This window comes from Rossellomorea sedimentorum, assembly GCF_046237645.1.
Classification (GTDB): Bacteria; Bacillota; Bacilli; order Bacillales; family Bacillaceae_B; genus Rossellomorea; species Rossellomorea sedimentorum.
This window is the reverse complement of record NZ_CP143546.1, coordinates 2815112-2836533: the sequence shown is the minus strand read 5'-3', so window position 1 is coordinate 2836533 and position 21422 is coordinate 2815112. Positions and strand designations below refer to the sequence as shown.

Here is a 21422-nt window from a genome sequence, read left to right as displayed (position 1 = left end):
ATTGATGTACTAATTTAGTTTTTGTATTCGAAATCTGAACCCGGTATGAATAATCCTTTTTTCAAAAGCACAGGATTTCCTTACTTTTTGTGGAAATGGATATATAGCAGGATCTCAATTTTCACGAAAGGGGAGAAACAGTAATGGAAAAAGTTAAATCCCATGTAATTAAAGGGGTTACGGAACGGGAGGAAATGAAATTAGTAGGTTTCCGGGTTGTTTGTGATGACATGGAAGGATATGGACGGGAAATCCCGAAAGCCTCCATGTTATTGGACAGCAGGAGGGATGAGATAAAGCATTTGGCTGAACCGGTCCGGCTTATTGGTGCATTTAAAGCAGTAGATACTCCACAGGAAGATGATGGCTACTGGGTCTGCTTTGAAGTGAGGGAAATTGAAGATATTCCTGACGGGATGGTAAGCCTGATTGTCCCTGCCCAGAAGTATGGTGTGCTTCATTTCCAAGGTCATGCATCGCAAATCTTTGGTGTTTATTCTCACTTGCATCAATGGCTGAAGGAGAATGGCTATAAGAGAAGGATGGAAGGGTGGAATCTGGAAATCTACAGCAAATGGACAGAAACGGAAGATCAAGTGGATTTATGTAATCCGGTTGTTTCGTCATAAACTGCACAAAAAGACTCGCCGATATGACGAGTCTTTTGTTTACCTATATGGTCTTACCCAATCAATTCATCCATCAGGATAACGCGTGCAGGTGATGCATCCGTTCCCTGAATTTTTAACGGTGCAGCTACCATGAAGTAGGGACCTTCCTCGATATCTTTCAACTGAAGGCCTTCCATGATGATGATTCCGCTGCCCATCAGTGCTCTGTGTGTCGGATGTCCTTCCTGGGCTCTTTCGATACCAAGGGCATCAATTCCCGTACCGGCAATTTTCTTCTCTTTGAGATACTCTGCAGCATCTTCTGCGACATAGATGAAGTCAAAGTTGAACTCGGTATCCCAGGAGTTCTTTGTTTTGAAAAGAAGGAAATCATTTTCCTGGATATCATGGTTCTCGATATCCTTCTTTGTGATTTTTTCTTCTAAAGACGTTAGATCCAGCACTTTTACAGGGCGTACAAGTTTCTGAATATCGATCGTTTCAATCGTTTCACCGTCATTGATCATGTGCAGGGGAGCATCCACATGCGTCCCGGTATGCACATCCATGGAGATTCTGGACTCTGTCACATGGCCGTTTGTATTCGTATTGATTTCCGGCTGTTTTTCCGGCTTGTTTTTATATACCGGCATACCGTTAAAGATCGGGGCAGTAATATCATAGATTTTCAAAAGAAATCATCCTTTCTGTATTAGCATTCGTCCACTTCAAGCTCGGAGAAAGGCCACCAGAAGAAACCGTCTTGTGCAAGCAGTTTGTCTGCAGCCAATGGTCCCATTGTTCCAGCCTGGTAATTAGGAAATTCCTCTTCTCTGGTGTTTTCCCAAACGTTAGAAATTGTATCCGTAAATGCCCAGGAAAGTTTCACTTCATCCCAGTGGGTGAAATTCGTGGCATCTCCGCGCATGCAGTCATGCAGGAGTTTTTCATAGGCTTCGGGTGTATTCATTCCATCTACACCGTTATTGACGTAGTTGAGTTTTACCGGTGTCGTTTCGATGTTTTGACCTGTTTTCTTAGCGTTCAGGTGAAGGGTGATTCCTTCTTCCGGCTGGATATGGATGACCAGCAGGTTCGGTGACAGCTGTCTGTCCGTATTGTAATACAGGTTCATCGGAATATCCTTGAACTGAATGACAATCTTGGTGGACTTGGCTTTCATTCTTTTTCCTGTACGGATATAGAATGGTGTGCCGGCCCAGCGGAAGTTGTCGATCATCAGTTTTCCGGCAACAAAAGTTTCTGTGTTGGATTCAGGATCGACATTGCTTCCTTCGCGGTAACCTGGAACGACAGTCCCTTTCATTGAACCGGCATCATATTGACCGCGGACGAAATAGTCTTTGACCTCTTCCTGCTTCATTGGACGAAGGGCTCTCAGAACCTTGACTTTTTCGCTTCTGATTTCATCAGTCGTCAGCTTGATCGGCGGCTCCATGGCGAGAAGGGCAACCATCTGCATCATATGGTTCTGTACCATGTCCCTCAGTGCACCGCTCTTCTCGTAGTAGCGGCCGCGGTCTTCTACACCAAGTTCTTCGCTTGAAGTCACTTGAATATTGGAAATGTAACGATTGTTCCATAAAGGCTCAAACAGAGCATTCGCAAAGCGGATAACCTCAATGTTCTGCACCATTTCTTTTCCAAGGTAATGGTCAATTCGATAGATTTCTTTTTCAGAGAAAGAAGCGCGGATTTGGTTGTTCAGAACCTCTGCAGACTCAAGGTCATGGCCAAAAGGCTTTTCAATGACAAGGCGCTTGAATCCTTCAGTATCTGTCAGGCCATCTTGCTTCAAATGATCAGTGATCGTCCCGAAGAATTCCGGGGCCATGGCAAGGTAGAAAATCCTGTTGCCTTCCAATTCGTATTGTTCGTCTAATTGCGTTGCCAATTGATTTAACTCTATGTATGAATCGCTGTCGGAAACATCATTGGACTTATAATAGAAATGAGAAACAAATTCTTCAATGTTTTCATCTCTGCCGATGGATGTCAGGACAGAATCTTTTACATGCGCCTGAAATTCTTCGTTTGTTAATTCACGGCGCGCAACCCCTATAACGGCAAAGTTTTTCGCGATTTTCCCTTTACGGAAAAGGTGGTAGAGAGAAGGAAAAAGCTTGCGTTTGGCCAAATCTCCAGTAGCACCAAAAATCATTAGTAAAGTAGATGGTGTATCATTATGTTTCACAGTTAAGACCTCACTTTTTTTCTATGGACTAGCTGTTCGTAAAGTTGGTATCCCTTTAACTCGTGTCCTGGATAGCAATCATTACCAAAGCTTATAGTATTAGATTTGCTTGCACCTATCTGAAATGAACGCCATACAAGTACTTAATTTTAAAGACTTAAGAAGCATTTAGCAAATCATATGCTGTCGAAATTTCGGACAGGCCCTACTATATATTACACAATAATTCAATTTAGTGACATACTATTTTAAAAATAAGTTACTCTTTTAAAGCTGGCTGTGTCTTCATTATAATGTCTCCAATTGATATTCTTATTACTTGTTGACCCACTTTTAATAAAGCATGTTCACTCATTGAGTACTCGGGCATTCGTATTATGCTATTATGGAATGGATAAAAAGTCAGGAGAGGAGTGAAGATAATGGACCTGCTTTTTCTGGGCACGGGTGCGGGAGTGCCTGCTAAATTAAGAAATGTTACATCAATTGCCTTAAAACTCTTGGAGGAAAGAGGTTCTGTCTGGCTGTTTGATTGCGGAGAAGCGACGCAGCATCAAATTCTACATACATCGTTAAAACCGAGAAAAATAGAGAAAATCTTCATCACTCATCTTCATGGTGATCATATCTTTGGACTGCCCGGGTTGTTAGGGAGCCGTTCCTTCCAGGGGGGAGAGACGGAACTGACGGTTTATGGGCCTCCCGGCATCAGGGAGTTTATAGAAGTGTCTTTAACCGTCAGCGGAACTCGGCTTCTTTATCCTTTGCATATAGAAGAAGTAGAGGAAGGAATTATTTTTGAAGATGATCAGTTTTCCGTAGAAGCCTGCAAACTGGATCATGCCCTTCCTTGCTTCGGCTACCGAATTGTCGAAAAAGACAAGCCGGGAGTGCTTCAGGCAGACCTGCTGAAAGAGCTGGGAATAAAACCTGGCCCCCTTTTTAAAAAGCTTAAAGAAGGAGAAGTGGTCACGCTTGAAGACGGCAGAACAATTGACGGAACCGATTATCTGGGACCACCCATCAAAGGAAGAATCATCACCATCCTTGGTGATACAAGACCTTCAGCAGAGGGTGTGAAGCTCGCTGAAAATGCTGATGCGCTTATTCATGAAGCCACTTTTTGCAGGGATCAGGAAAAAATGGCACATGATTATTACCATTCGACAACCAAGCAGGCTGCAGAAACAGCCTTAGCGGCGAATGCCCGAAAGCTGTTCTTGACCCATATCAGTTCCCGCTTTACAGAGGCAGAGTGGCCTGAACTAGAACGGGAAGCACGGGAAACATTTCCCGAAAGTTACATAACAAGTGATTTTTTTGAAGTTTCGATAACGAGAGAGTAGAGTTCAACAAGCCATACGAACTTTTTAACATGCCCCTTTACAAGTGCTGCAACTATATTAAGAGAGGACGATTACAGATGAAACATTTATATATCGTGCGTCACGCGAAAGCAGAAGGGCAGCCTCGGGAGGCAAAACTGACCGAGCTTGGTGAAGAACAGGCAGAGTCTCTGGTCACATTTTTTCAGGAGCGGGAGATTGATGCTATTTACAGCAGCCCATTTTTACGCGCTATCAAGACCATTGAACCTCTTGCCTTGAAAAGAGGGCTTCCTGTTATCCAAGACGAACGCTTGAGTGAGAGGGTATTGAGCGGGACGTCCCTTGATGATTGGATGATGCATCTTGAAAAAAGCTTTAATGATTTTGACTACTTCCTTGAGGGGGGAGAGTCTAATCGATCGGCTTTTGATAGGGCATCCTCCTTTATTGAAGACATCATGAACAGCTCTGATGACCACATCATTGCTGTCAGTCATGGAAATCTGACAACGCTTCTTCTCCACTATTTCGATGGTCGATTCGGCTATAAAGAGCTGCTGGAATTGTCCAATCCTGATGTTTATCATATCAGCTTTGGAGATGAACAGAATCTCTTAAATAGAATCTGGACTGAATAATAGTGTTGGGAGGGCGGTCCTTTCGTGCGACTAAAACCGTTTAACGATGCATTGAAGCATCAGCAGACAACAGGAGGCGGCGGTGGAGGCAAGGTAAGTTATAAGCGTCTTCCTCTAGGGATCAGAATCATTGGATATTTTATTCGATTCTGTATTATTACTGCTGTCGTGATGGTGCTGTTCAATTGGATTTTAAGATATTTTTAATAAACTATTGAATGAGAGGCTGGACTTTGAGTAGTCCGGCCTCTTTGTATATAGTCACCAGAATGGGGAGTCAAGTTCTTTTTTATTCAAGATAAAAAGAGTGCAAACATTGTGTCTGCACTCTTGCAACGCTTCTACCAGGCTCTATCATATTGCTTCGGAGATTGGATTTCAACACCGAGTTCCAGCGCAGCTGTTCTTGGCCAATAAGGATTTCGCAGGAGTTCCCTCGCCAGCAGGATGAGGTCGGCCCGTTCGTTTTGAAGGATTTCCTCAGCTTGAATTCCTGTCGTAATCAGTCCGACTGCACCGGTAGGGATCTTGGCCTTATTCTTGATCGTTTCGCTCAATTTCACTTGATAACCAGGGTATACATCGATTTTTGCCGGTACGACCGCTCCAGAGCTGACATCGATCAGGTCGACACCCTGTTCTTTCATCCATGACGCAAAGAGAGCATAATCTTCCGCATCCAAACCTCCATCTGCGTAATCTTTAGCAGATACACGCACAAAAAGCGGTCCACTCCAGACGGTATTGATCGCCTCAAGGATTTCCCTTAGGAAGCGGTAGCGGTTCTCGGCGGATCCGCCATAATCATCGGTGCGTTTATTGGAAAGAGGGGATAGGAATTCATTGATCAAGTATCCGTGTGCTGCATGGATTTCAATTAGATCATAGCCGGCTTTTTTTGCCCTTGCCGCTCCTTGTTTAAAAGCGTTGACGGTTTCTTCTATATCTTCCCGGCTCATTTCCAGTGGAGTCTTCATCTTTTCATTGAAGGGAATAGCTGATGGGGCAATGATGTCCCCTTCAAGGACAGCCTTTCTCCCTGCATGAGCCAGCTGGATGCCCACATGAGCTCCCTGTTCCTTCATAAGGGAGACCAGCTCGCTCAATCCTTCGATATGATCATCGCTCCAGATACCCAAGTCCTGTGGGGAGATGCGTCCCTGAGGAGTGACAGCGGTAGCTTCCTGAATGATGAGACCGACACCGCCCACCGCTCTGCTTGTATAGTGGGTCCTGTGCCAATTCTCCACCATGCCGTCTTCATTATGGGAAGAGTACATGCACATGGGGGCCATGACAATTCTGTTTTTTATTGTAATATCTTTAATTTTATAAGGCTCAAATAATTTGGCTGACATTGTATCCGCTCCTTTTTGATATTTCGCCTTCCTAAATACACGCTTATTATATCAGCAGGGAATTTTCTGAAAAAGAATTTTGACTTACTCCTCAATTTTTCTGCGAAGCTCCTTTAACGGATACTTGGTATCTCTCCAGACTATACCTCCGCGTATAAATGTAAGCACAACGGCCCGGATTATGCTGAATAGGAAGAGCAGGGCCGTTACCGGCAGGACCAGAACCAATATGGGATGAAAGTCTGTCATCTTTCTGGTGACCAATAAGTAGCTGAAAAACATCAGGAAGATTGCCGCTAAGCTTAATAGCTGAATTTTAAGGTCGGACACCATCAAGGTCAGGAAAGGAAAGACTTGTGAAAAAAACACTCCTGTGATTGCCAGGGTGACCATTGAATAACGGTAATGGAGTCCTGCGAATGTATTCTTCTCCAAGCCCTGAAAGGCAGATTTCAAGGTTGGATACCATTCCACACTCAGAAGGGGGATGGCGGTGACCATTCTCTGAATTAATTTATATTCTTTTATTTTGATTCCCAGTTGCAGGTCATCATCAGGGCGATTCCGCAAACTTTCATGTGTGCCGATTGTTTCATAGGCCGACCGGGTCATCAGGTTAAAGGCTCCAACTCCCATTCCAATGGAGGAGTGTTGATCATTAGCTTTCCATGGCCTCTTATAATAGGAAAAACCAAATAGGAAGAAGGCAATGAATGTTTTCAGCCAAAAGCCATTGGCCTTTAATGAAGGAGCCGCAGTCAAATGATCTGCCTTTTCTGTTTGCAGTAAACCTACTGCTTTCGACACTGCCTCCGGATGAAATTGAACATCAGCATCTGTGAACAGAAGCAGGTCCCCATGAGAACGGAGATAGCCCTGATATAGTGCGTAATTTTTTCCAAGCCACCCTTTGGGCAGGTCTGTCAAATGAAGTGTCTTCATTCTCGAATCCAATGCGGCGATTTGTTCGATTTCATCCCCCGTTTTATCCGTTGAGCGGTCATTCACAAGGATCCATTCAATATTTTTATAGTTCAGATCCAGTTGTGACTGGATGCTTTTTCGAATAGTATGAGCTTCATTCCGGGCAGGTACAATAATGGAAACAAGAGGTCCTTCATGAATGCCTTCTGTGTTCTCCATGGATTCTATTTTTCGTAATCCCAGGAATATATCAGAACTTATGATGAGCCATCCAATTATATTGATCATCAGTAATATGAAAAGCATTGATCACTTCTCCTATGCACTTTGCGATTTTTATCTATTGTAGCAATTCACGTTTTAATATGCAGGTTTTGGTGTATTTATTTTCTGAAAAATCCTGTTTCCCATGACATCCTTTGAGAAAAGGAGTAGAATAATATAGAATGAATGATCGTTCATTTTAAGTACATAAAAAGTGGTGAATAGTTATGAAAGTCAATTGGACTGGAGATATAGCAAAAATAGTGCTGCCGACTCCCTTTGCGGTAGGAGATGTCAACGTCTACCTTGTAAAAGGGGAGACATTGAGCCTCATTGATGTCGGTCCGCAAACCAAAGAGGCAAAGGATGTTCTGGATTTAAGTCTCGGGGAATTAGGGTATTCACTTGAAGACATAGAACAGGTCATTTTGACTCATCATCATCCCGATCACGCTGGAATGCTTGATTGGATGCCTGATCATATGGACATTTTAGGTCATCCGGCTAATGAAAGATGGCTGGTAAGGTCAGAGGAATTTTTTGAAGAACATGATCGGTTTTATGTAAAATTATTTATACAGGCCGGATTACCTCAGGAATACTTGCCTTTTATCAATAAGCTCAGATATCCCTTGAAATTCATGGGCAATAGAGGGTTGTCCCGGGCAATAAAAGAAGGGGACGCCATTCCCGGGATGCAGGAGTGGAAGGTTCTGGATACACCTGGTCATGCACAAAGTCATATATCTCTTTGGCGGGAAAAGGACGGAGTGATGATTGCCGGAGATCACATCCTGGCCGAAATCTCTCCAAACCCGCTGATTGAACCTCCTGAAAAAGAAGGGCAGGAAAGACCAAAGCCGCAGCTGCAATACAATCAGTCCCTGCAGGAGCTACTGAAGTTGGATATCAGCCTTACTTATACAGGCCATGGTGGAGAGGTTCTGGACATTCACCCTCTTATTCACAAGCGGCTGAAAAAACAGCATGAACGGGCCATGCACGTAAAAGAATTAGTGAAAAATGAGCCACAACCTCTTTTTACACTTTGTCAAAAGCTGTTTCCAGCCGTTTACCGGAAAGAACTTGGCCTGACTTTGTCGGAAACACAGGCTCAAATCGATTATTTAGAAGCAAGACAGGAAATATTCTACGAAGAACGGGACGGCGTCTTGTTTTATTACTGTTAAAAAGAAGGTGAAACTGTGAATCAGCGTTTAAAGAATAAAAATATCGTCATTACGGGGGCTTCCGGGGGAATAGGTGAAAAAATTGCTCTTAAAGCGGCAGAACGGGGAGCCAATGTCGTGTTGCTTGCCCGTAATGAAGAACGCCTCAAAGCGATTCAGAAAAAAATCCAGGAGGAATATAAGGGGAAAGCTTTCATACATAGTGTGGATGTATCCGACTTTGAATCACTTCCTTCCGTTTTTCAGTCGATCTACAGGGAGTTCGAGAATGTCGACATCCTCGTCAACAATGCCGGTTACGGGATTTTTGATGAGGCAGACCAGGCAAGCTTTGAGGATATCAAAGGAATGTTTGACGTCAATGTCTTAGGGCTAATTGCGTGTACAAAACATGTACTCCCCATCATGAAAAAAAGAAACTCCGGCCACATCATCAATATCGCTTCTCAGGCCGGCAAGCTCGCGACACCTAAATCAAGTGCCTACTCTGCATCTAAGCATGCTGTACTTGGATTCACGAACAGCCTGCGGATGGAAGCGGCCTCTTCCAACATCTTTGTCACCGCCGTCAATCCAGGACCGATTGCCACAAACTTCTTTAATATTGCAGACCGGTCTGGCACGTATGCCAAAAACATGGAACGATTGATGCTCGATCCAGAGGCGGTCGCTGAAAAAATAGTGAACAAGATGCTGACCAATACGCGGGAAATCAACCTGCCCCGCTGGATGAACGCCGGCAGTGTCCTCTACACTCTTTTCCCGGGAGTCATTGAGCGTCTCGGCAAAAATGCATTCTTTAAAAAATAACCTGTAAACCCAGCCTGGGGGTCCTCGGCTGGGTTTTGTTTGTTTTGGTTGTTACGCGCCATTACTGGAGGGACCTTCCCCTTTGCTGTTACGCTCTTAATACCAGGGTTACTAGCAAAGAATCAAAAGCTCGCCGATCTTTAGGTATCCGCGTTTTGGGAGAAATGCCCATTATAGAGAGGGGTCCGGCGTTATACTGGGTGGAAAGCAGGAAGTCGCCCATTATGAAGGAGTGTGAGGGGGTATACTGGGTGGAAACCCAGAACGCGCCCATTATAGAGGAAGGTGTGGTGTTCTAATGGGTGGTAAACGTAAAAACGCCCATTATAGAGGAAGTGGTGTCGTTCTAATGGGTGATTAGCGAATAAACGTGCCCCTACAGAAGAGAATCGAGTCATCAAAGGGCACGATTAGCGAATAAACGTGCCCCTAGAGAGGAGAATCGAGTCATCAGGGGGCACGATTAGCGAATAAACGTGCCCCTACAGAAGAGAATCGAGTCATCAAAGGGAACGATTAGCGAATAAACGTGCCCCTACAGAGGAGAATCGAGTCATAAAGGGCACGATTAGCGAATAAACGTGCCCCTACAGAAGAGAATCGAGTCATCAAAGGGCACGATTAGCGAATAAACGTGCCCCTAGAGAGGAGAATTGAGTCATCAAAGGGCACGATTAGCGAATAAACGTGCCCCTACAGAGGAGAATCGAATCTCCAAAGGGCACGATTAGCCAAACACGATACCCCTCTTAAGAATCAAAAGAGCCTAGATGTAATAAGACGACTGGCGGGAGTCAGCTTCCATATACTCATCTACAGCATCCAGAAATCAAATCATAAAGTTAGACTTTCCATTGCAACAACGTCGAACCATTTCTGTATCCCCCTCCGGCAATCGAATGCTCTGCAGTCTTTGAAGATACAGCTGCAGAGCATTTTTTCAGCCGGTTTTCCCATTTTACCTATATTGTTCAATATTTGCTGAATCTCCTTTTTTGTCCAGAACCTCATAAATTTTCTCTCCGTACCAACAAATAATATTTGAAAACGAACGTATATTCGTATACAATTTTAGATAAAATAGAACGAATGTTCCCTTTGAGAAAGGAGTGAGAAGAATGACTGTCGACTACGGTGAGCTTCCTGACCAGAAGATTTTATGCATCGATATGAAGAGTTTTTATGCGAGCTGTTCGGCTGTCATGCTGGGCCTTGATCCGCTGGACTGCTATTTGGCGGTGGCGGGAAAATTGGACCGGCCCGGAAGCGTCATTCTGGCTGCTTCCCCCAAATTAAAGAAGGAATTCGGCGTCAAAACCGGTTCCCGTCTGTTCGAAGTGCCAAGGGACCCCAAAATTCAGGTAGTTGAACCCGCGATGGCTACCTACATCCGGATCTCCACAGAAATCACCCGTTTGTTTCACCGGTATGTACCCAAGGATGCAATCCATACGTACAGTGTTGATGAAAGTTTTTTGAAAATAGATGGAACCTCAAACCTATGGGGAGACGCCCATACGATAGCATGGAAAATTAAAAAGGATATTGAAAGGGAATTCCAGCTTCCCTGTGCCATCGGGATCGGTCCGAATATGCTTATGTCAAAGCTCTGTCTTGATTTGGAAGCAAAAAAGCACGGGGTTGCAGAGTGGACTTATGAAGATGTCCCTCAAAAATTATGGCCGGTCTCCCCGTTAAGTGAAATGTGGGGAATTGGCAGACGGCTTGAAAAAACCCTGAACCGAATGGGGATTTTCAATGTCGGCCAGCTTGCCAAGTATGATTTGGGAAAGCTGGAAAGAAAGTTTGGAATCATGGGTAACCAGCTTTATTATCATGCCTGGGGAGTCGACCTGTCGGAAATCGGGGCGCCGATCATGGACGGACAGGTCAGCTTCGGCAAGAGCCAGATCCTTCTTCGGGACTACAAAGAGGAAGAAGAAATCAAAAGCGTCATTCTTGAAATATGTGAAGAAGTAGCGCGGAGAACACGCAATCACCGTCAGGCAGGACGGACAATCAGCCTGGGTATCGGTTACAGCCAGGAGGAATTCGGCGGAGGGTTTCACCGGTCACGATCCATAGAAGAGCCTACGAACATCACAATGGACTTGTACAAAGTCTGCCTCCAGCTTTTTAAAGAAAACTACAACGGCAAAACCGTCCGCAGTATCTCCATAAGCCTCAGCAATCTCTTTCCGGATGAAAGTATGCAGGTCAGCTTGTTTGAACCAGACCGCTGGAAGAAAAGAGAACTCGGCTATGTCGTAGACCAAATCCGCCACAAGTATGGTTCAGGTGCCCTGCTTCGGGCCATTTCCTACACTGCTGCCGGAACTGCCAAGTACCGTGCGACCCTGGTGGGAGGACACAAGGCATAGGGTTTAGGGTGGCTGATGTGCAAGTGTACCAATCGAACCAGATTTTGCAGGTGAATTTTAAATCACACACAAATTCAGGCTGAGCAGACATTCCAACATGCTTAGCCTGAAACTAACCAAATGAAAGAGAAAGAAGGGGATAAAAATGAACCGCGACCGTGGAAGAATTAAATGGACCTCCATGATGCTTCCGGAGCATGTGAAATTGCTGCGGGACTGGTCAAAGGAAGACAGTTATGAGCAGCGGAAGGAGATCGATGAACAGCATCTTGAGGAGCTGAGTGAAATCACGGCGGAAGCCATGGAGTTCAGCAGACTGGTCACCATTACTCATTATGCCGGCCGGCGCCATGAATTGCTTATCGGCCGGATTCATTATTACGATGGGGTAAACAGTAAACTTCATGTTGTTGACCGCTTTGAAAAAGCTTGCTATCTTTCAATTCAGGATATAGTGGATATTCGTTTTACCGAAGAGTATTAGACACTAAAAAAGAAAGGGAGAGCCCGGTTTCATAGTTTCTCTCCTTTCCCTCAGCGGTTTCTTTGGCTGAGGAGATCCGTTCGGACAGTTGTGTCCACAGCCACAAAGTTCCAAGAGCCGCTGCTGCAACTAGGAATCTCCACAAATCTAGCTTTATTAATAAATATTTTTAAAAATCACCATTACTTTTTAACATAGCCAAGAAAATAAAAAACGCATGGACCATTGCGGTCTACATGCGCCTTAGATTGCAAATTAATTAAGTTTCGTATCCACGCTAAAGCCGGGCTTTATAATCACTCTTTATCGTCCAGGACTTTTTCTGCACGCACGCAGGATTCAAACTTGCCTTTATGAGAAGCGTCGCAGAAAGGCATTCTGGAAGACATCCCGCAGCGGCAAAGAGAGAATACACTTTTCGTCGGAAACACATTGCCTTCTGCGTCTACTAGTTCTACATCACCTGTAACTTTGAATGATCCGTTATCGTTTACTTTAATTTGTGCTTTTGTCATTGAAACCCATCCTTTCCAAATGTAACAAAGATTCCCCACTTTGATAGTAAGTGGAAGAAGATAAAAATGCAACCATTTCAAGGGATTTTGTGAGGGAAAAAGACCAGGGAATGGCAGACGACTGGAAGGGAAGACAGGACGAATGAAATGAGCCAAGCTGTGTGATACACTCAACCTGTAAGAGACATGTCAAGGAGGTTTATTGGTGAACATTACGATAACAGAAGAAGCACAAGAAGTTCTGATGAGAAAAATAGGCGATAAGAAAGGTTTCCTGAAAATAAAATACGAAACAGAAGGATGCGGATGTGTAGTGAGCGGCGTCCCTGTTTTAGAATATGTAGAACAAACTGGATTTGATGATATCGAATTCGATACAGGCTTCATCCCGGTATTGGTGGAAAAGTCCAAACAGGTTTTTTACGATAAAGAGTTGAAAATCGATTTTTCGTCAACGTCTAAAATGTTTCAGCTGAAAAGTCCTGGTCAAATTATTAATGGGAGAATGAACTTCATTATCCGTTAGCAAAAAAGATGGCTCCATAGAATCGGAGCCATCTTTTTTGCTTCAAGAAATAGGTTGCACCGAAGATACTTCTTTCAAAAATTCATCGATTGCTTTTTCATACTCTTCCTTATTTTCATTATAGGATTGCGCATGAAGTCCGTTTACAGCAAGAAACAATTTCTTCCTGCCGGTCTTCTTATCGAATAGCTCCTGAGTCATAGAAGCCTGAATATAATCATCGGGAATGCTGTGTATAAACAGCACCGGCTTTTCAATATTTTCGATGACGGACCGCGGCGATATGTCCCTCAATTGGTAGCCCTCCCGGAGCTTGAGGAATAAATCGGCCAGCGGAAGAAGCACCTTGCCCACGGGCAGTTTAACTTCTTTAGTCACCCGGTATAAAAGCTGTTCGCCGAAGTCGGAATATGGGCAGTCCGCAATATAAAAATCAGCCCGGTCTTCAACAGAACCCGCATAAAGAAGCATGGTGGCAGCACCCATTGATTCGCCGTGAATGCCAAAGAAGACATCGTCCCCCTGACGTTCGATCAGTTCATCCACCACTGCCTTCAGATCCTGTTTTTCAAAGAAGCCATAGCTGGACGTTTTGCCCCCCGATTCTCCGTGGCGCCTATGATCATAAACCACTGCGTTGAATCCTTTTTTCAGGAAAAGGTTCATGTATTTTAAGGAGTTCAGTTTATTCTCTGTTACACCATGGCAGAAAATCATATATTTGTTCCCTGGGTTGGGGTGGACAAAAACTGCTTTAATATTGTAACCAAAAGGAGAAGGAATGTTGACTTCTTCCTTAGGAAGGGCATGGTATTCTTCGAGCTTGAGGCGTCCTGCTGAAATTTCGCGGTGAAGAATAACCTGCTCGTCTTTCTTTTTCAGATACATAAATTGATTGGTCAAGTACACGCCGAGTCCCGCTGCAGCTGCAAGAGCTCCGCCGACTGCCGGCAGCCATTTTTTCATAAGGTAAACCCTCCACAAATAAGTTAACTATATATTACCATCACTTTTGCAGTAAGGCATGTCTAAAAAAAGAAAAGAGATTGGGGGGCAATGAAAAACATATATTAAAGGAGGCGGGACGGGGATCGGTCCAAGGAAAGTTGAAAGGAATAAAGATGGTGGCCCATAAACCGTTAAGACGGTCCAATCAAGATCGCAGAAAGAAATAACCAGCCAGCAAGCCGTCAACACCGTCCTCAAAAAAACACCGGCCCGCAATCAGCGGACCGGTAAGGTAGAATAAGTTCAGTTACTTATTGTTCGGAGTTTTGGCGTTTTGTCGGATGAGCGGCTTTTTCCAGCTCTTCTTTAGAGATTACATTCTGAACAGTGTCGGCATTGGGTTTCCCTTTTTGGCTGAATCCTTTTTCGCGCTTTTGGCTCATGCTATTCTTCCTTTCCTAAATGGGTATAGGATTAGGATGCTCAAGGAATTGCAGTCTATTCAGGTTATTCAGATGTCTGCAGCTTGTAATAACCGGTGTCGATGGTGCGGGACAGGTGGGGAGCAACAATCTTGACTGCAGCAACAAGGCCGTCAAGATCGACTCCTGTCTCGATTCCCATTTGTTCCAGCATAAAGACGACATCCTCAGTGGCTGCATTGCCCGATGCGCCGGGGGCGAAAGGACACCCTCCCAGTCCGCCGGCAGAAGTGTCGAAACGGTCAACTCCCGCCTGCAGGGAAGCCAGGATGTTGGCAAGGGCCATTTTACGGGTGTCGTGGAAATGCGCAGTCATCAGAACATTTGGAAGCGCCTTCTTCAGCAGGGAAAATAGTTCAAAGGATTCTTTTGGATTGGCCATCCCGATAGTGTCCGCGACGCTCAGTTCATCCACGCCCATGTCAACAAATTCCCTGCACAGTTGAAGGGTTTCCTGAGGAGGGATTTTTCCTTCATAAGGGCAATAGAATGAGGTGGAGATACAAGCTCGGACAAAATAGCCTTTTTCTTTCAGTTCGCTGACAATCGGTTTTAGTTCCTCAAGGCTTTCCGCTGTCGTTTTATTAATATTTTTCTTGTTAAAACTGTTGCTGACACCGACAAAAACCGCCACGGCTTTTCCTTTAGTTTCAAGTACTCGATCAACGCCTTTTCGATTTGGGGCAAGAACAATATCACGTTCGCTGCTCAAACAGGATTCAACGATTTCACTTGCATCTTTCATTTGAGGCACCCATTTCGGAGAGACAAAAGAAGTCAGCTCCATTTCTTTCAAACCGGATTCCTTAAGTGCGCGGATGAATTGAATTTTAATATCCGTAGGAACAAAGTTTTTTTCATTTTGCAAGCCGTCCCGCGGGCCGACTTCAATCATCGTGACTTTTTTCGGTAAGTCCATTGAAATTCCTCCAGGTCCATAAGTAAGATCTATTACTATTGTAGAAAAATTCAGATTTAAAAATCAACTATAAATTTTTTGGCGAAATAAGAGGATTTTAAGCGCTTACATAGAAAGCAATATAAGTAGACGAAAATTCAGGGAAAAGGCTTGCTGCATTTCTTGCAAGTCCGGTATAGGGAGGAAAACGAAATGACGAAAGAAGTAGTGATCGTAAGTGCAGTCCGTACTGCTATAGGCAGCTTCAACGGATCTTTAAAAGATATCTCGGCACCAGAGCTGGGAGCGATAGTGATCAAGGATGCGCTGGAAAAAGCGGGAGTATCGGCAAAAGACGTAGACGAGGTGATCATGGGGAATGTCCTGCAGGCAGGCCTTGGACAGAACCCTGCGAGACAGGCGGCATTGAAAGCCGGCATGCCGGAAACGGTTCCAGCCCTGACCATTAATAAAGTATGCGGTTCCGGATTGAAGACAGTCCACTTGGCTGCACAGGCAATCATGGCGGGAGATGCAGACATTGTGGTAGCAGGCGGAATGGAAAATATGAGCCAGGCGCCATATTTGCTGAAGAATGCACGAAACGGCTATAGAATGGGAGACGGCAAAGTCGTGGACAGTATGATATCAGACGGTCTTTGGTGTGCGTTCAATGACTATCATATGGGGATGACGGCAGAAAATTTGTGTGACCGTTACTCGATTTCAAGGGAAGAACAAGATGAGTTTGCAGCCTGGAGCCAGGAAAAAGCAGCAGCTGCTATTGAAAATGGAAAGTTTGACAGTGAAATTGTTCCTGTCGAAATTCCTCAGAGAAAAGGAGATCCCATTGTCTTCAAAACAGATGAATTTCCGCGTAAGTCTTCAACAGCTGAGAAACTCTCCGGCTTAAGAGCGGCATTCAAAAAAGAGGGAAGTGTAACAGCAGGAAATGCTTCCGGTATTAATGACGGTGCAGCAGCTGTCGTGGTGATGTCAAAAGAGAAGGCTGAAGAGCTGGGCATTACGCCGTTGGTCACGATCAAAGCAAATGCGAATGCAGCAGTTGATCCAGCGGTTATGGGGATCGGTCCTGTCACTGCTGTGAAAAATGTATTGGAAAAATCAAGCCTTTCCCTGGCTGATATGGATCTTGTGGAAGCGAATGAGGCTTTTGCTGCCCAGTCGCTTGCAGTGGACCGCGAATTGAAATTCGATAAAGAAAAGCTGAATGTAAATGGTGGTGCCATCGCGCTTGGTCACCCGATCGGAGCAAGCGGTACCAGAATCCTGGTAACCCTTATTCATGAGATGGGCCGCAGAGATGCAAAATTGGGATTGGCGACACTTTGCATCGGCGGCGGACAGGGAGTCGCTACAGTAGTGGAGAGAGCGTAAAACTTTTGCGGAGGAGGAATAGGGATGAAACAAGTGTATACTTCTTTTGATGAAGCGATTGCAGATATACAAGATGGAGCGACGTTAATGGTCGGGGGATTCGGATTATGCGGAATCCCGGAGAATTTGATTCTTGCCCTTGTTGACAAAGGAGTGAAAGACTTAACCGTCATTTCCAATAACTGTGGAGTGGATGACTGGGGTCTTGGTCTGCTTTTACGGAATAAGCAGATAAAGAAGATGATAGGTTCCTATGTTGGTGAAAATAAAGAATTTGAAAGGCAGGTCCTTTCAGGGGAAATAGAAGTTGAATTGGTTCCTCAAGGGACGCTTGCCGAAAAAATCCGTGCAGGTGGGGCCGGTATCCCGGCTTTTTATACACCTGCAGGGGTCGGCACACCGATTGCAGAAGGAAAGGAAACCCGTACCTTCAATGGCAAGGAGTATTTACTGGAAGAAGCCTACACGGCTGATTTCAGCATTGTCCGTGCTTGGAAGGGCGATAAGATGGGGAACTTGATTTACAACAAAACGGCAAGAAACTTCAACCCGATGATTGCTGCTGCAGGAAAGGTGACAATTGCTGAAGTGGAAGAGCTGGTGGAGACTGGTGAGTTGAATCCAAATGAAATCCATACACCGAGCATCTATGTTCAGAGTATAATCCAGGCAGAACAGGAAAAACGGATTGAAAGAAGAACGGTCAGCAAATAAGTGGGGGTTGCCGGAAAGGAGAGAAGAAAAATGGATCGTGCAAAAATGAGAGAAAAAATTGCCAGAAGAGCAGAAAAAGAGATACAGGATGGTTTTTACGTCAATCTTGGGATCGGTATGCCGACCCTGGTTGCCAATTATATTTCTGATAACAAACAAGTGGTACTTCAATCAGAGAATGGACTGCTGGGGATCGGACCATACCCTTCAGAAGAAGAGGTGGATGCCGATTTAATCAATGCTGGAAAGGAAACCGTAACGGCCATCCCTGGATCTGCGTACTTTGACAGTGCGGAATCCTTTGCCATGATTCGGGGAGGCCATATAAATGTGGCCATCTTGGGAGGAATGGAAGTTTCCGAGAAAGGCGACCTTGCCAACTGGATGATTCCGGGGAAGATGATCAAGGGAATGGGCGGAGCCATGGACCTGGTTCATGGGGCCCGGAAGATTATCGTCATCATGGAACATGTGAACAAAAACGGTGAAGGGAAAATCTTGAAAAAATGCAGCCTGCCGCTGACAGGGGAAGGGGTTGTGGACAGGATCATCACCGACCGGGCTGTCATTGATGTGACTGATGAAGGCCTGGTCCTGAGAGAAGTCGCCGAGGGCTATACAGTAGAAGACGTGACCTCTACCACAGAACCTGAGTTGATCATCGATGACAATCTTCTAACAGATGCATTTTAATAATTTTTAAAGAGGGAAGCACTGTGCTTCTCTTTTTTTATGTAGATTGATAAAATCATGTGTAACGGTCAAGTGGTTCTAAAAGAAATGCTATGGGTCATCCACGATGAGGAGCAGATGACCCCGGGTCAAAATGAGATAACATGAAACCAGACATAAGAAATTGATGCGTGATGCGCCAGAAAGGGTAGGTCCCTGGTATATTCAGGCTTGGTCACTTAGGTTTTTTTGCAATATAGATTTGAGATAGACAATAAAATTGCGATAAAAGAAAAGCCAGGAAAGGGAGGAAACAACATGAAGAAAAAACAAAAGCAGCAAAAGCGTTCATCTTCAAAAAACAATGATGAATTGACGCTGAAAGATACACTGCAATCCGATATGTTTCAAGCCTTGAAGGATAAGAAGAAAGAGCTGGAAAAGGCAGATAGCATACGTAAAGAGGAGGAAGCTGAACGAAAACGCGAAGAGATGCGGCAGCGTGAGAAAAATAAATCATTTGAAGAACTGCTCGGTGAAAGCAGCATGAACTGGAAGGACTTCAAGTAATGCCGAGAAAAGTAGAGGTCACACCCTATGATCCTCATTGGAAAGAGTGGTTTTTTGAGGAAAAAGAAAGACTAGGTAAAGTATTTGCTGGCGACTATGCTGCGATTCATCATATAGGATCAACATCTGTAGAAGGTCTTGCTGCAAAACCGATCATCGACTTCCTGATTGAGATACCCAATATCCAAATTGCGGATGACAGGACGGTAGAGTTAGAGGGATTGGGGTACACAGGCAAAGGAGAAAACGGAATTCCCGGCCGGCGGTACTTCTTCTATGAAAATCGAGAGGGAGAAAGGCTGTACCATGTTCATATTTTCCCTCGAGGCAGCAAAGAGATTGAACGGCATCTGGCCTTTAGGGATTATTTGAAGGCTTTTAAAGACGAAGCCAAAAGATATGGCAGCCTGAAAATGGAATTGGCATCCAGGTATCCAATGGATATCGATGCGTACATAGACGGGAAAAATGCTCTGGTTCAGGAGATGGAAAAGAAAGCTATAGAATGGAGAAGAAACACGACTACTTAAAGCTAACGGGTTCTGTTTTGAAGTATATAATATGAATTACCATGCTGTTCGAATAGTGATTCGCACAGAAAGATGCTTGGAGACATATGCTCCAAGTATTTTTTTTACCAAGATAAGTACTGGCTAGCGATTTCCAAGTATACAATAATATCCATAAAATAAGGGGAGAAATTACTCTTATTGAGGAAATATCTCTAAAAATGGAGTAAATAGAGGGAAGTATTACCCCTATTTACTCCAAAAGCATGAAAATGGCAATTTTATCATACTTTAACGGGAAAAACTCCTCTTATATCCATTGAACCTAGCCCTGTTCTGCAGGATAAGGGGAAAAGCTCCCCTTATTTATAGAATCAGAGGTTACTCACAATTCAGGATGAAAAATTGTCTGCTTCATTTATCTGTCTCTCAAAAATCAACCCCTCATTTGCAGCACACCAATTGGTATAACAATTTGACACTACGATTTTCATGCTGACCAACACTTATGCCACCATGTTAAAAAGGGGGGATTCAGGGCGGATTAGCATTCATTTTATTAACCCCTATATACCTTGACAAAAAGAAGCAGTCTAATACAGTTGCGAACAGGACTGCTTTTTTGTACTCGAAAGCAGAACCCCTTAAATTAACACAAGTCGTGTTTTTTCTAAGGGGTAAAATGGGATTGCAGCCGTGTGAGGGTCTTTATCCCATGATCTTAATTTGCGAATCTAAGGACAAAGGGTGGAAGGTCAATAAAAACCATCCCTGAATTCAGGGATGGAGATTATCAAGATCAGATGCGGTGCTGCTCATAGACACTATTCTTCGTGATATTCTGTAGGAATTGTACCTCTTCTTTGGTTAAAGGTTCTGCCTTGACTGCCCGGACATTCTCTCGCACTTGCTCCGCAGAGCTTGCGCCTGGCACCACAGCAGATACTTCATCATGGCTAAGGATATACTGAAGGGCTGCCTGGTTCATCGATCTTGCAGAGCCCAGTTTTTCATGGATACTTCCGAGAACATTTTCAAGCTCAGAATAGGAGTAATCCAGGTACCCTTTCTCCTTGATTTTTTCAGAGGCTTTTTCAAGCATTTGATTGCTGAGCAATCCTTTTGCGAGGGGGCCTCTGGTCACAACACTGATGTTGTTTTCTTTCAATAGAGGAAACAACTCTTCCGGACGTCTGTCCAATAAGCTGTACTGCATCATGACTGATACAATATTGGAAGACTCGGAGAATCGCTTTATGACATTCGGGCGGATCGATGAGATTCCATAATAGCGGATAATCCCTTCCTTTTTCAGCTCTTCAAAAGCTTCAATGGTCTCTTCGGCGTGGTCTTCAATGGTCCCCCCATGCAGCTGGAACAAGTCGATGTAATCAGTTCCCAGCCTTTTTAAGCTGCGTTTCGCCGCTTCCTTGATATAGTGCTTTGATGGGTCCCAGTGCCAGCCATCCTCCACATCATCCCAGCGGTTGCCTGCCTTGGTGGCAATGATGACCTTATCTCTTACTGAGTTAAGTGCTTTTCCGACAATCTGTTCGTTTTCCCCGAAATCGTACAGGTCCGCCGTATCAAAATAGGTAATGCCTTCTTCCAGTGCTGCTTCAATGACAGGCTGTGCCTTCTTAAAATCCTTCCCGAGAGACATGCAGCCTAATCCGATTCTGCTTACATGCAGGTCAGAATTGCCTAATTGGCGTTTTTCCATGATTTCCTCCGTCCTTTCCTTCACAATGGTTATGATTATTGTACCGAATCAGGACAGAAGAAACCAAATTTACTGTTTAGCATTGTGTGCAGCTTTAATCCAGTCCTCGACATATGTGAATTTATGGCTGTATTCTTTCAGCTTGGCCTTGACTTCCCAGGCTTTTCCCTGCAGAACGAATCCTTTTGGGTGAACGATCACTTTCATTTGAAAAACCTCCACTAGAGAATTGAATATCGGAAACAGAGAAGGATAAAATGGTCA

The 21422-nt window shown here is 44.4% G+C and carries 24 protein-coding genes; 14 read left to right on the top strand and 10 right to left on the bottom strand.

What is annotated here, in order from left to right:
• The first annotated feature begins 143 nt into the window (after positions 1-143).
• A complete protein-coding gene (locus V1502_RS14100) occupies positions 144-629 on the top strand; it encodes a GyrI-like domain-containing protein (protein WP_409251277.1) in 486 nt (161 codons plus the stop codon).
• A 53-nt stretch (positions 630-682) separates the two neighbouring features.
• Here the strand turns inward: V1502_RS14100 and V1502_RS14095 are convergent, their stop codons facing one another.
• A complete protein-coding gene (locus V1502_RS14095) occupies positions 683-1303 on the bottom strand; it encodes a cyclase family protein (protein WP_409251276.1) in 621 nt (206 codons plus the stop codon).
• A gap of 20 nt (positions 1304-1323) precedes the next feature.
• Complete coding sequence (gene zwf, locus V1502_RS14090) at positions 1324-2793, bottom strand: glucose-6-phosphate dehydrogenase (protein WP_409254351.1); 1470 nt, start codon at positions 2791-2793, stop codon at positions 1324-1326.
• Between the two features lie 455 nt (positions 2794-3248).
• On the opposite strand from zwf, the gene rnz reads away from it, so the two are divergent.
• From rnz to V1502_RS14075, 3 genes are all read left to right on the top strand, one after another.
• Positions 3249-4172 (top strand): ribonuclease Z, encoded by a 924-nt coding sequence (rnz, locus tag V1502_RS14085; RefSeq protein WP_409251275.1) that lies wholly within the window; start codon positions 3249-3251, stop codon positions 4170-4172.
• 77 nt (positions 4173-4249) lie between these two features.
• Entirely contained in the window at positions 4250-4792 is a 543-nt protein-coding gene (locus V1502_RS14080; protein WP_409251274.1) for a histidine phosphatase family protein, read from the top strand.
• 24 nt (positions 4793-4816) lie between these two features.
• Entirely contained in the window at positions 4817-4999 is a 183-nt protein-coding gene (locus V1502_RS14075) for a hypothetical protein (protein WP_409251273.1), read from the top strand.
• A gap of 134 nt (positions 5000-5133) precedes the next feature.
• Here the strand turns inward: V1502_RS14075 and namA are convergent, their stop codons facing one another.
• Entirely contained in the window at positions 5134-6150 is a 1017-nt protein-coding gene (namA, locus tag V1502_RS14070) for an NADPH dehydrogenase NamA (protein WP_409251272.1), read from the bottom strand.
• Between the two features lie 84 nt (positions 6151-6234).
• Positions 6235-7380, bottom strand: a complete 1146-nt coding sequence (locus V1502_RS14065; protein WP_409251271.1) for a glycosyltransferase — start codon at positions 7378-7380, stop codon at positions 6235-6237.
• 185 nt (positions 7381-7565) lie between these two features.
• Here V1502_RS14065 and V1502_RS14060 point away from each other — a divergent pair, with 185 nt between their 5' ends.
• From V1502_RS14060 to V1502_RS14045, 4 genes are all read left to right on the top strand, one after another.
• On the top strand, positions 7566-8528 hold the full coding sequence (locus V1502_RS14060) for an MBL fold metallo-hydrolase (RefSeq protein ID WP_409251270.1): 963 nt from the start codon (positions 7566-7568) through the stop codon (positions 8526-8528).
• Between the two features lie 15 nt (positions 8529-8543).
• Positions 8544-9338 carry an SDR family NAD(P)-dependent oxidoreductase gene (locus V1502_RS14055; protein ID WP_409251269.1) on the top strand — a complete coding sequence of 265 codons (795 nt, stop codon included), beginning with the start codon at positions 8544-8546 and terminating at the stop codon, positions 9336-9338.
• A 1118-nt stretch (positions 9339-10456) separates the two neighbouring features.
• On the top strand, positions 10457-11719 hold the full coding sequence (locus V1502_RS14050) for a DNA polymerase thumb domain-containing protein (RefSeq protein WP_409251268.1): 1263 nt from the start codon (positions 10457-10459) through the stop codon (positions 11717-11719).
• A gap of 145 nt (positions 11720-11864) precedes the next feature.
• The gene (locus V1502_RS14045; RefSeq protein ID WP_409251267.1) at positions 11865-12203 is read left to right on the top strand and encodes a YolD-like family protein; all 339 of its coding nucleotides are present in this window, start codon (positions 11865-11867) and stop codon (positions 12201-12203) included.
• Between the two features lie 296 nt (positions 12204-12499).
• Here the strand turns inward: V1502_RS14045 and V1502_RS14040 are convergent, their stop codons facing one another.
• Positions 12500-12718, bottom strand: a complete 219-nt coding sequence (locus tag V1502_RS14040) for a CDGSH iron-sulfur domain-containing protein (RefSeq protein WP_409251266.1) — start codon at positions 12716-12718, stop codon at positions 12500-12502.
• Positions 12719-12923: 205 nt separating this feature from the next.
• Between V1502_RS14040 and V1502_RS14035 the strand changes: the two genes are divergently transcribed.
• Entirely contained in the window at positions 12924-13244 is a 321-nt protein-coding gene (locus V1502_RS14035) for an iron-sulfur cluster biosynthesis family protein (RefSeq protein WP_409251265.1), read from the top strand.
• Between the two features lie 42 nt (positions 13245-13286).
• On the opposite strand, the gene V1502_RS14030 is transcribed toward V1502_RS14035, so the two are convergent.
• The 3 genes from V1502_RS14030 to V1502_RS14020 all read right to left on the bottom strand — a co-directional run bounded on the left by V1502_RS14030 (position 13287) and on the right by V1502_RS14020 (position 15593).
• A complete protein-coding gene (locus tag V1502_RS14030; protein WP_409251264.1) occupies positions 13287-14210 on the bottom strand; it encodes an alpha/beta hydrolase in 924 nt (307 codons plus the stop codon).
• A 293-nt stretch (positions 14211-14503) separates the two neighbouring features.
• On the bottom strand, positions 14504-14635 hold the full coding sequence (locus tag V1502_RS14025; protein WP_409251263.1) for a hypothetical protein: 132 nt from the start codon (positions 14633-14635) through the stop codon (positions 14504-14506).
• Positions 14636-14699: 64 nt separating this feature from the next.
• Complete coding sequence (locus V1502_RS14020; protein WP_409251262.1) at positions 14700-15593, bottom strand: hydroxymethylglutaryl-CoA lyase; 894 nt, start codon at positions 15591-15593, stop codon at positions 14700-14702.
• Positions 15594-15785: 192 nt separating this feature from the next.
• On the opposite strand from V1502_RS14020, the gene V1502_RS14015 reads away from it, so the two are divergent.
• The 5 genes from V1502_RS14015 (at position 15786) to V1502_RS13995 (ending at position 19456) form a co-directional block, all read left to right on the top strand.
• Positions 15786-16970 carry an acetyl-CoA C-acetyltransferase gene (locus V1502_RS14015; protein ID WP_409251261.1) on the top strand — a complete coding sequence of 395 codons (1185 nt, stop codon included), beginning with the start codon at positions 15786-15788 and terminating at the stop codon, positions 16968-16970.
• A 24-nt stretch (positions 16971-16994) separates the two neighbouring features.
• Complete coding sequence (locus V1502_RS14010) at positions 16995-17684, top strand: CoA transferase subunit A (protein ID WP_409251260.1); 690 nt, start codon at positions 16995-16997, stop codon at positions 17682-17684.
• 30 nt (positions 17685-17714) lie between these two features.
• Positions 17715-18377, top strand: coding sequence for a CoA transferase subunit B (locus tag V1502_RS14005; RefSeq protein ID WP_409251259.1), 663 nt, complete (start codon positions 17715-17717; stop codon positions 18375-18377).
• A 297-nt stretch (positions 18378-18674) separates the two neighbouring features.
• Positions 18675-18926: a YqkE family protein gene (locus V1502_RS14000; protein ID WP_409251258.1), complete on the top strand. Its 252-nt coding sequence runs from the start codon at positions 18675-18677 to the stop codon at positions 18924-18926.
• Complete coding sequence (locus V1502_RS13995) at positions 18926-19456, top strand: GrpB family protein (protein ID WP_409251257.1); 531 nt, start codon at positions 18926-18928, stop codon at positions 19454-19456. The genes V1502_RS14000 and V1502_RS13995 overlap by 1 nt, the downstream gene beginning before the upstream one ends.
• A gap of 778 nt (positions 19457-20234) precedes the next feature.
• Here V1502_RS13995 and V1502_RS13990 read toward each other — a convergent pair.
• Positions 20235-21158 carry an aldo/keto reductase gene (locus V1502_RS13990; RefSeq protein ID WP_409251256.1) on the bottom strand — a complete coding sequence of 308 codons (924 nt, stop codon included), beginning with the start codon at positions 21156-21158 and terminating at the stop codon, positions 20235-20237.
• Between the two features lie 69 nt (positions 21159-21227).
• Positions 21228-21365, bottom strand: coding sequence for a Z-ring formation inhibitor MciZ (gene mciZ, locus V1502_RS13985; RefSeq protein ID WP_409251255.1), 138 nt, complete (start codon positions 21363-21365; stop codon positions 21228-21230).
• Positions 21366-21422: the final 57 nt, after the last annotated feature.

Coding starts and splice junctions, on each gene's coding strand:
- V1502_RS14050 (WP_409251268.1), top strand. CDS start 10,457: ATGACTGTCGACTACGGTGAGCTTCCTGACCAGAAGATTTTATGCATC.
- V1502_RS14025 (WP_409251263.1), bottom strand. CDS start 14,635: ATGAGCCAAAAGCGCGAAAAAGGATTCAGCCAAAAAGGGAAACCCAAT.
- V1502_RS14065 (WP_409251271.1), bottom strand. CDS start 7,380: ATGCTTTTCATATTACTGATGATCAATATAATTGGATGGCTCATCATA.
- namA (WP_409251272.1), bottom strand. CDS start 6,150: ATGTCAGCCAAATTATTTGAGCCTTATAAAATTAAAGATATTACAATA.
- V1502_RS14060 (WP_409251270.1), top strand. CDS start 7,566: ATGAAAGTCAATTGGACTGGAGATATAGCAAAAATAGTGCTGCCGACT.
- rnz (WP_409251275.1), top strand. CDS start 3,249: ATGGACCTGCTTTTTCTGGGCACGGGTGCGGGAGTGCCTGCTAAATTA.
- V1502_RS14005 (WP_409251259.1), top strand. CDS start 17,715: ATGGATCGTGCAAAAATGAGAGAAAAAATTGCCAGAAGAGCAGAAAAA.
- V1502_RS14000 (WP_409251258.1), top strand. CDS start 18,675: ATGAAGAAAAAACAAAAGCAGCAAAAGCGTTCATCTTCAAAAAACAAT.
- V1502_RS14100 (WP_409251277.1), top strand. CDS start 144: ATGGAAAAAGTTAAATCCCATGTAATTAAAGGGGTTACGGAACGGGAG.
- zwf (WP_409254351.1), bottom strand. CDS start 2,793: ATGATTTTTGGTGCTACTGGAGATTTGGCCAAACGCAAGCTTTTTCCT.
- V1502_RS13990 (WP_409251256.1), bottom strand. CDS start 21,158: ATGGAAAAACGCCAATTAGGCAATTCTGACCTGCATGTAAGCAGAATC.
- V1502_RS14010 (WP_409251260.1), top strand. CDS start 16,995: ATGAAACAAGTGTATACTTCTTTTGATGAAGCGATTGCAGATATACAA.
- V1502_RS14080 (WP_409251274.1), top strand. CDS start 4,250: ATGAAACATTTATATATCGTGCGTCACGCGAAAGCAGAAGGGCAGCCT.
- mciZ (WP_409251255.1), bottom strand. CDS start 21,365: ATGAAAGTGATCGTTCACCCAAAAGGATTCGTTCTGCAGGGAAAAGCC.
- V1502_RS14015 (WP_409251261.1), top strand. CDS start 15,786: ATGACGAAAGAAGTAGTGATCGTAAGTGCAGTCCGTACTGCTATAGGC.
- V1502_RS14040 (WP_409251266.1), bottom strand. CDS start 12,718: ATGACAAAAGCACAAATTAAAGTAAACGATAACGGATCATTCAAAGTT.
- V1502_RS14045 (WP_409251267.1), top strand. CDS start 11,865: ATGAACCGCGACCGTGGAAGAATTAAATGGACCTCCATGATGCTTCCG.
- V1502_RS14030 (WP_409251264.1), bottom strand. CDS start 14,210: ATGAAAAAATGGCTGCCGGCAGTCGGCGGAGCTCTTGCAGCTGCAGCG.
- V1502_RS13995 (WP_409251257.1), top strand. CDS start 18,926: ATGCCGAGAAAAGTAGAGGTCACACCCTATGATCCTCATTGGAAAGAG.
- V1502_RS14020 (WP_409251262.1), bottom strand. CDS start 15,593: ATGGACTTACCGAAAAAAGTCACGATGATTGAAGTCGGCCCGCGGGAC.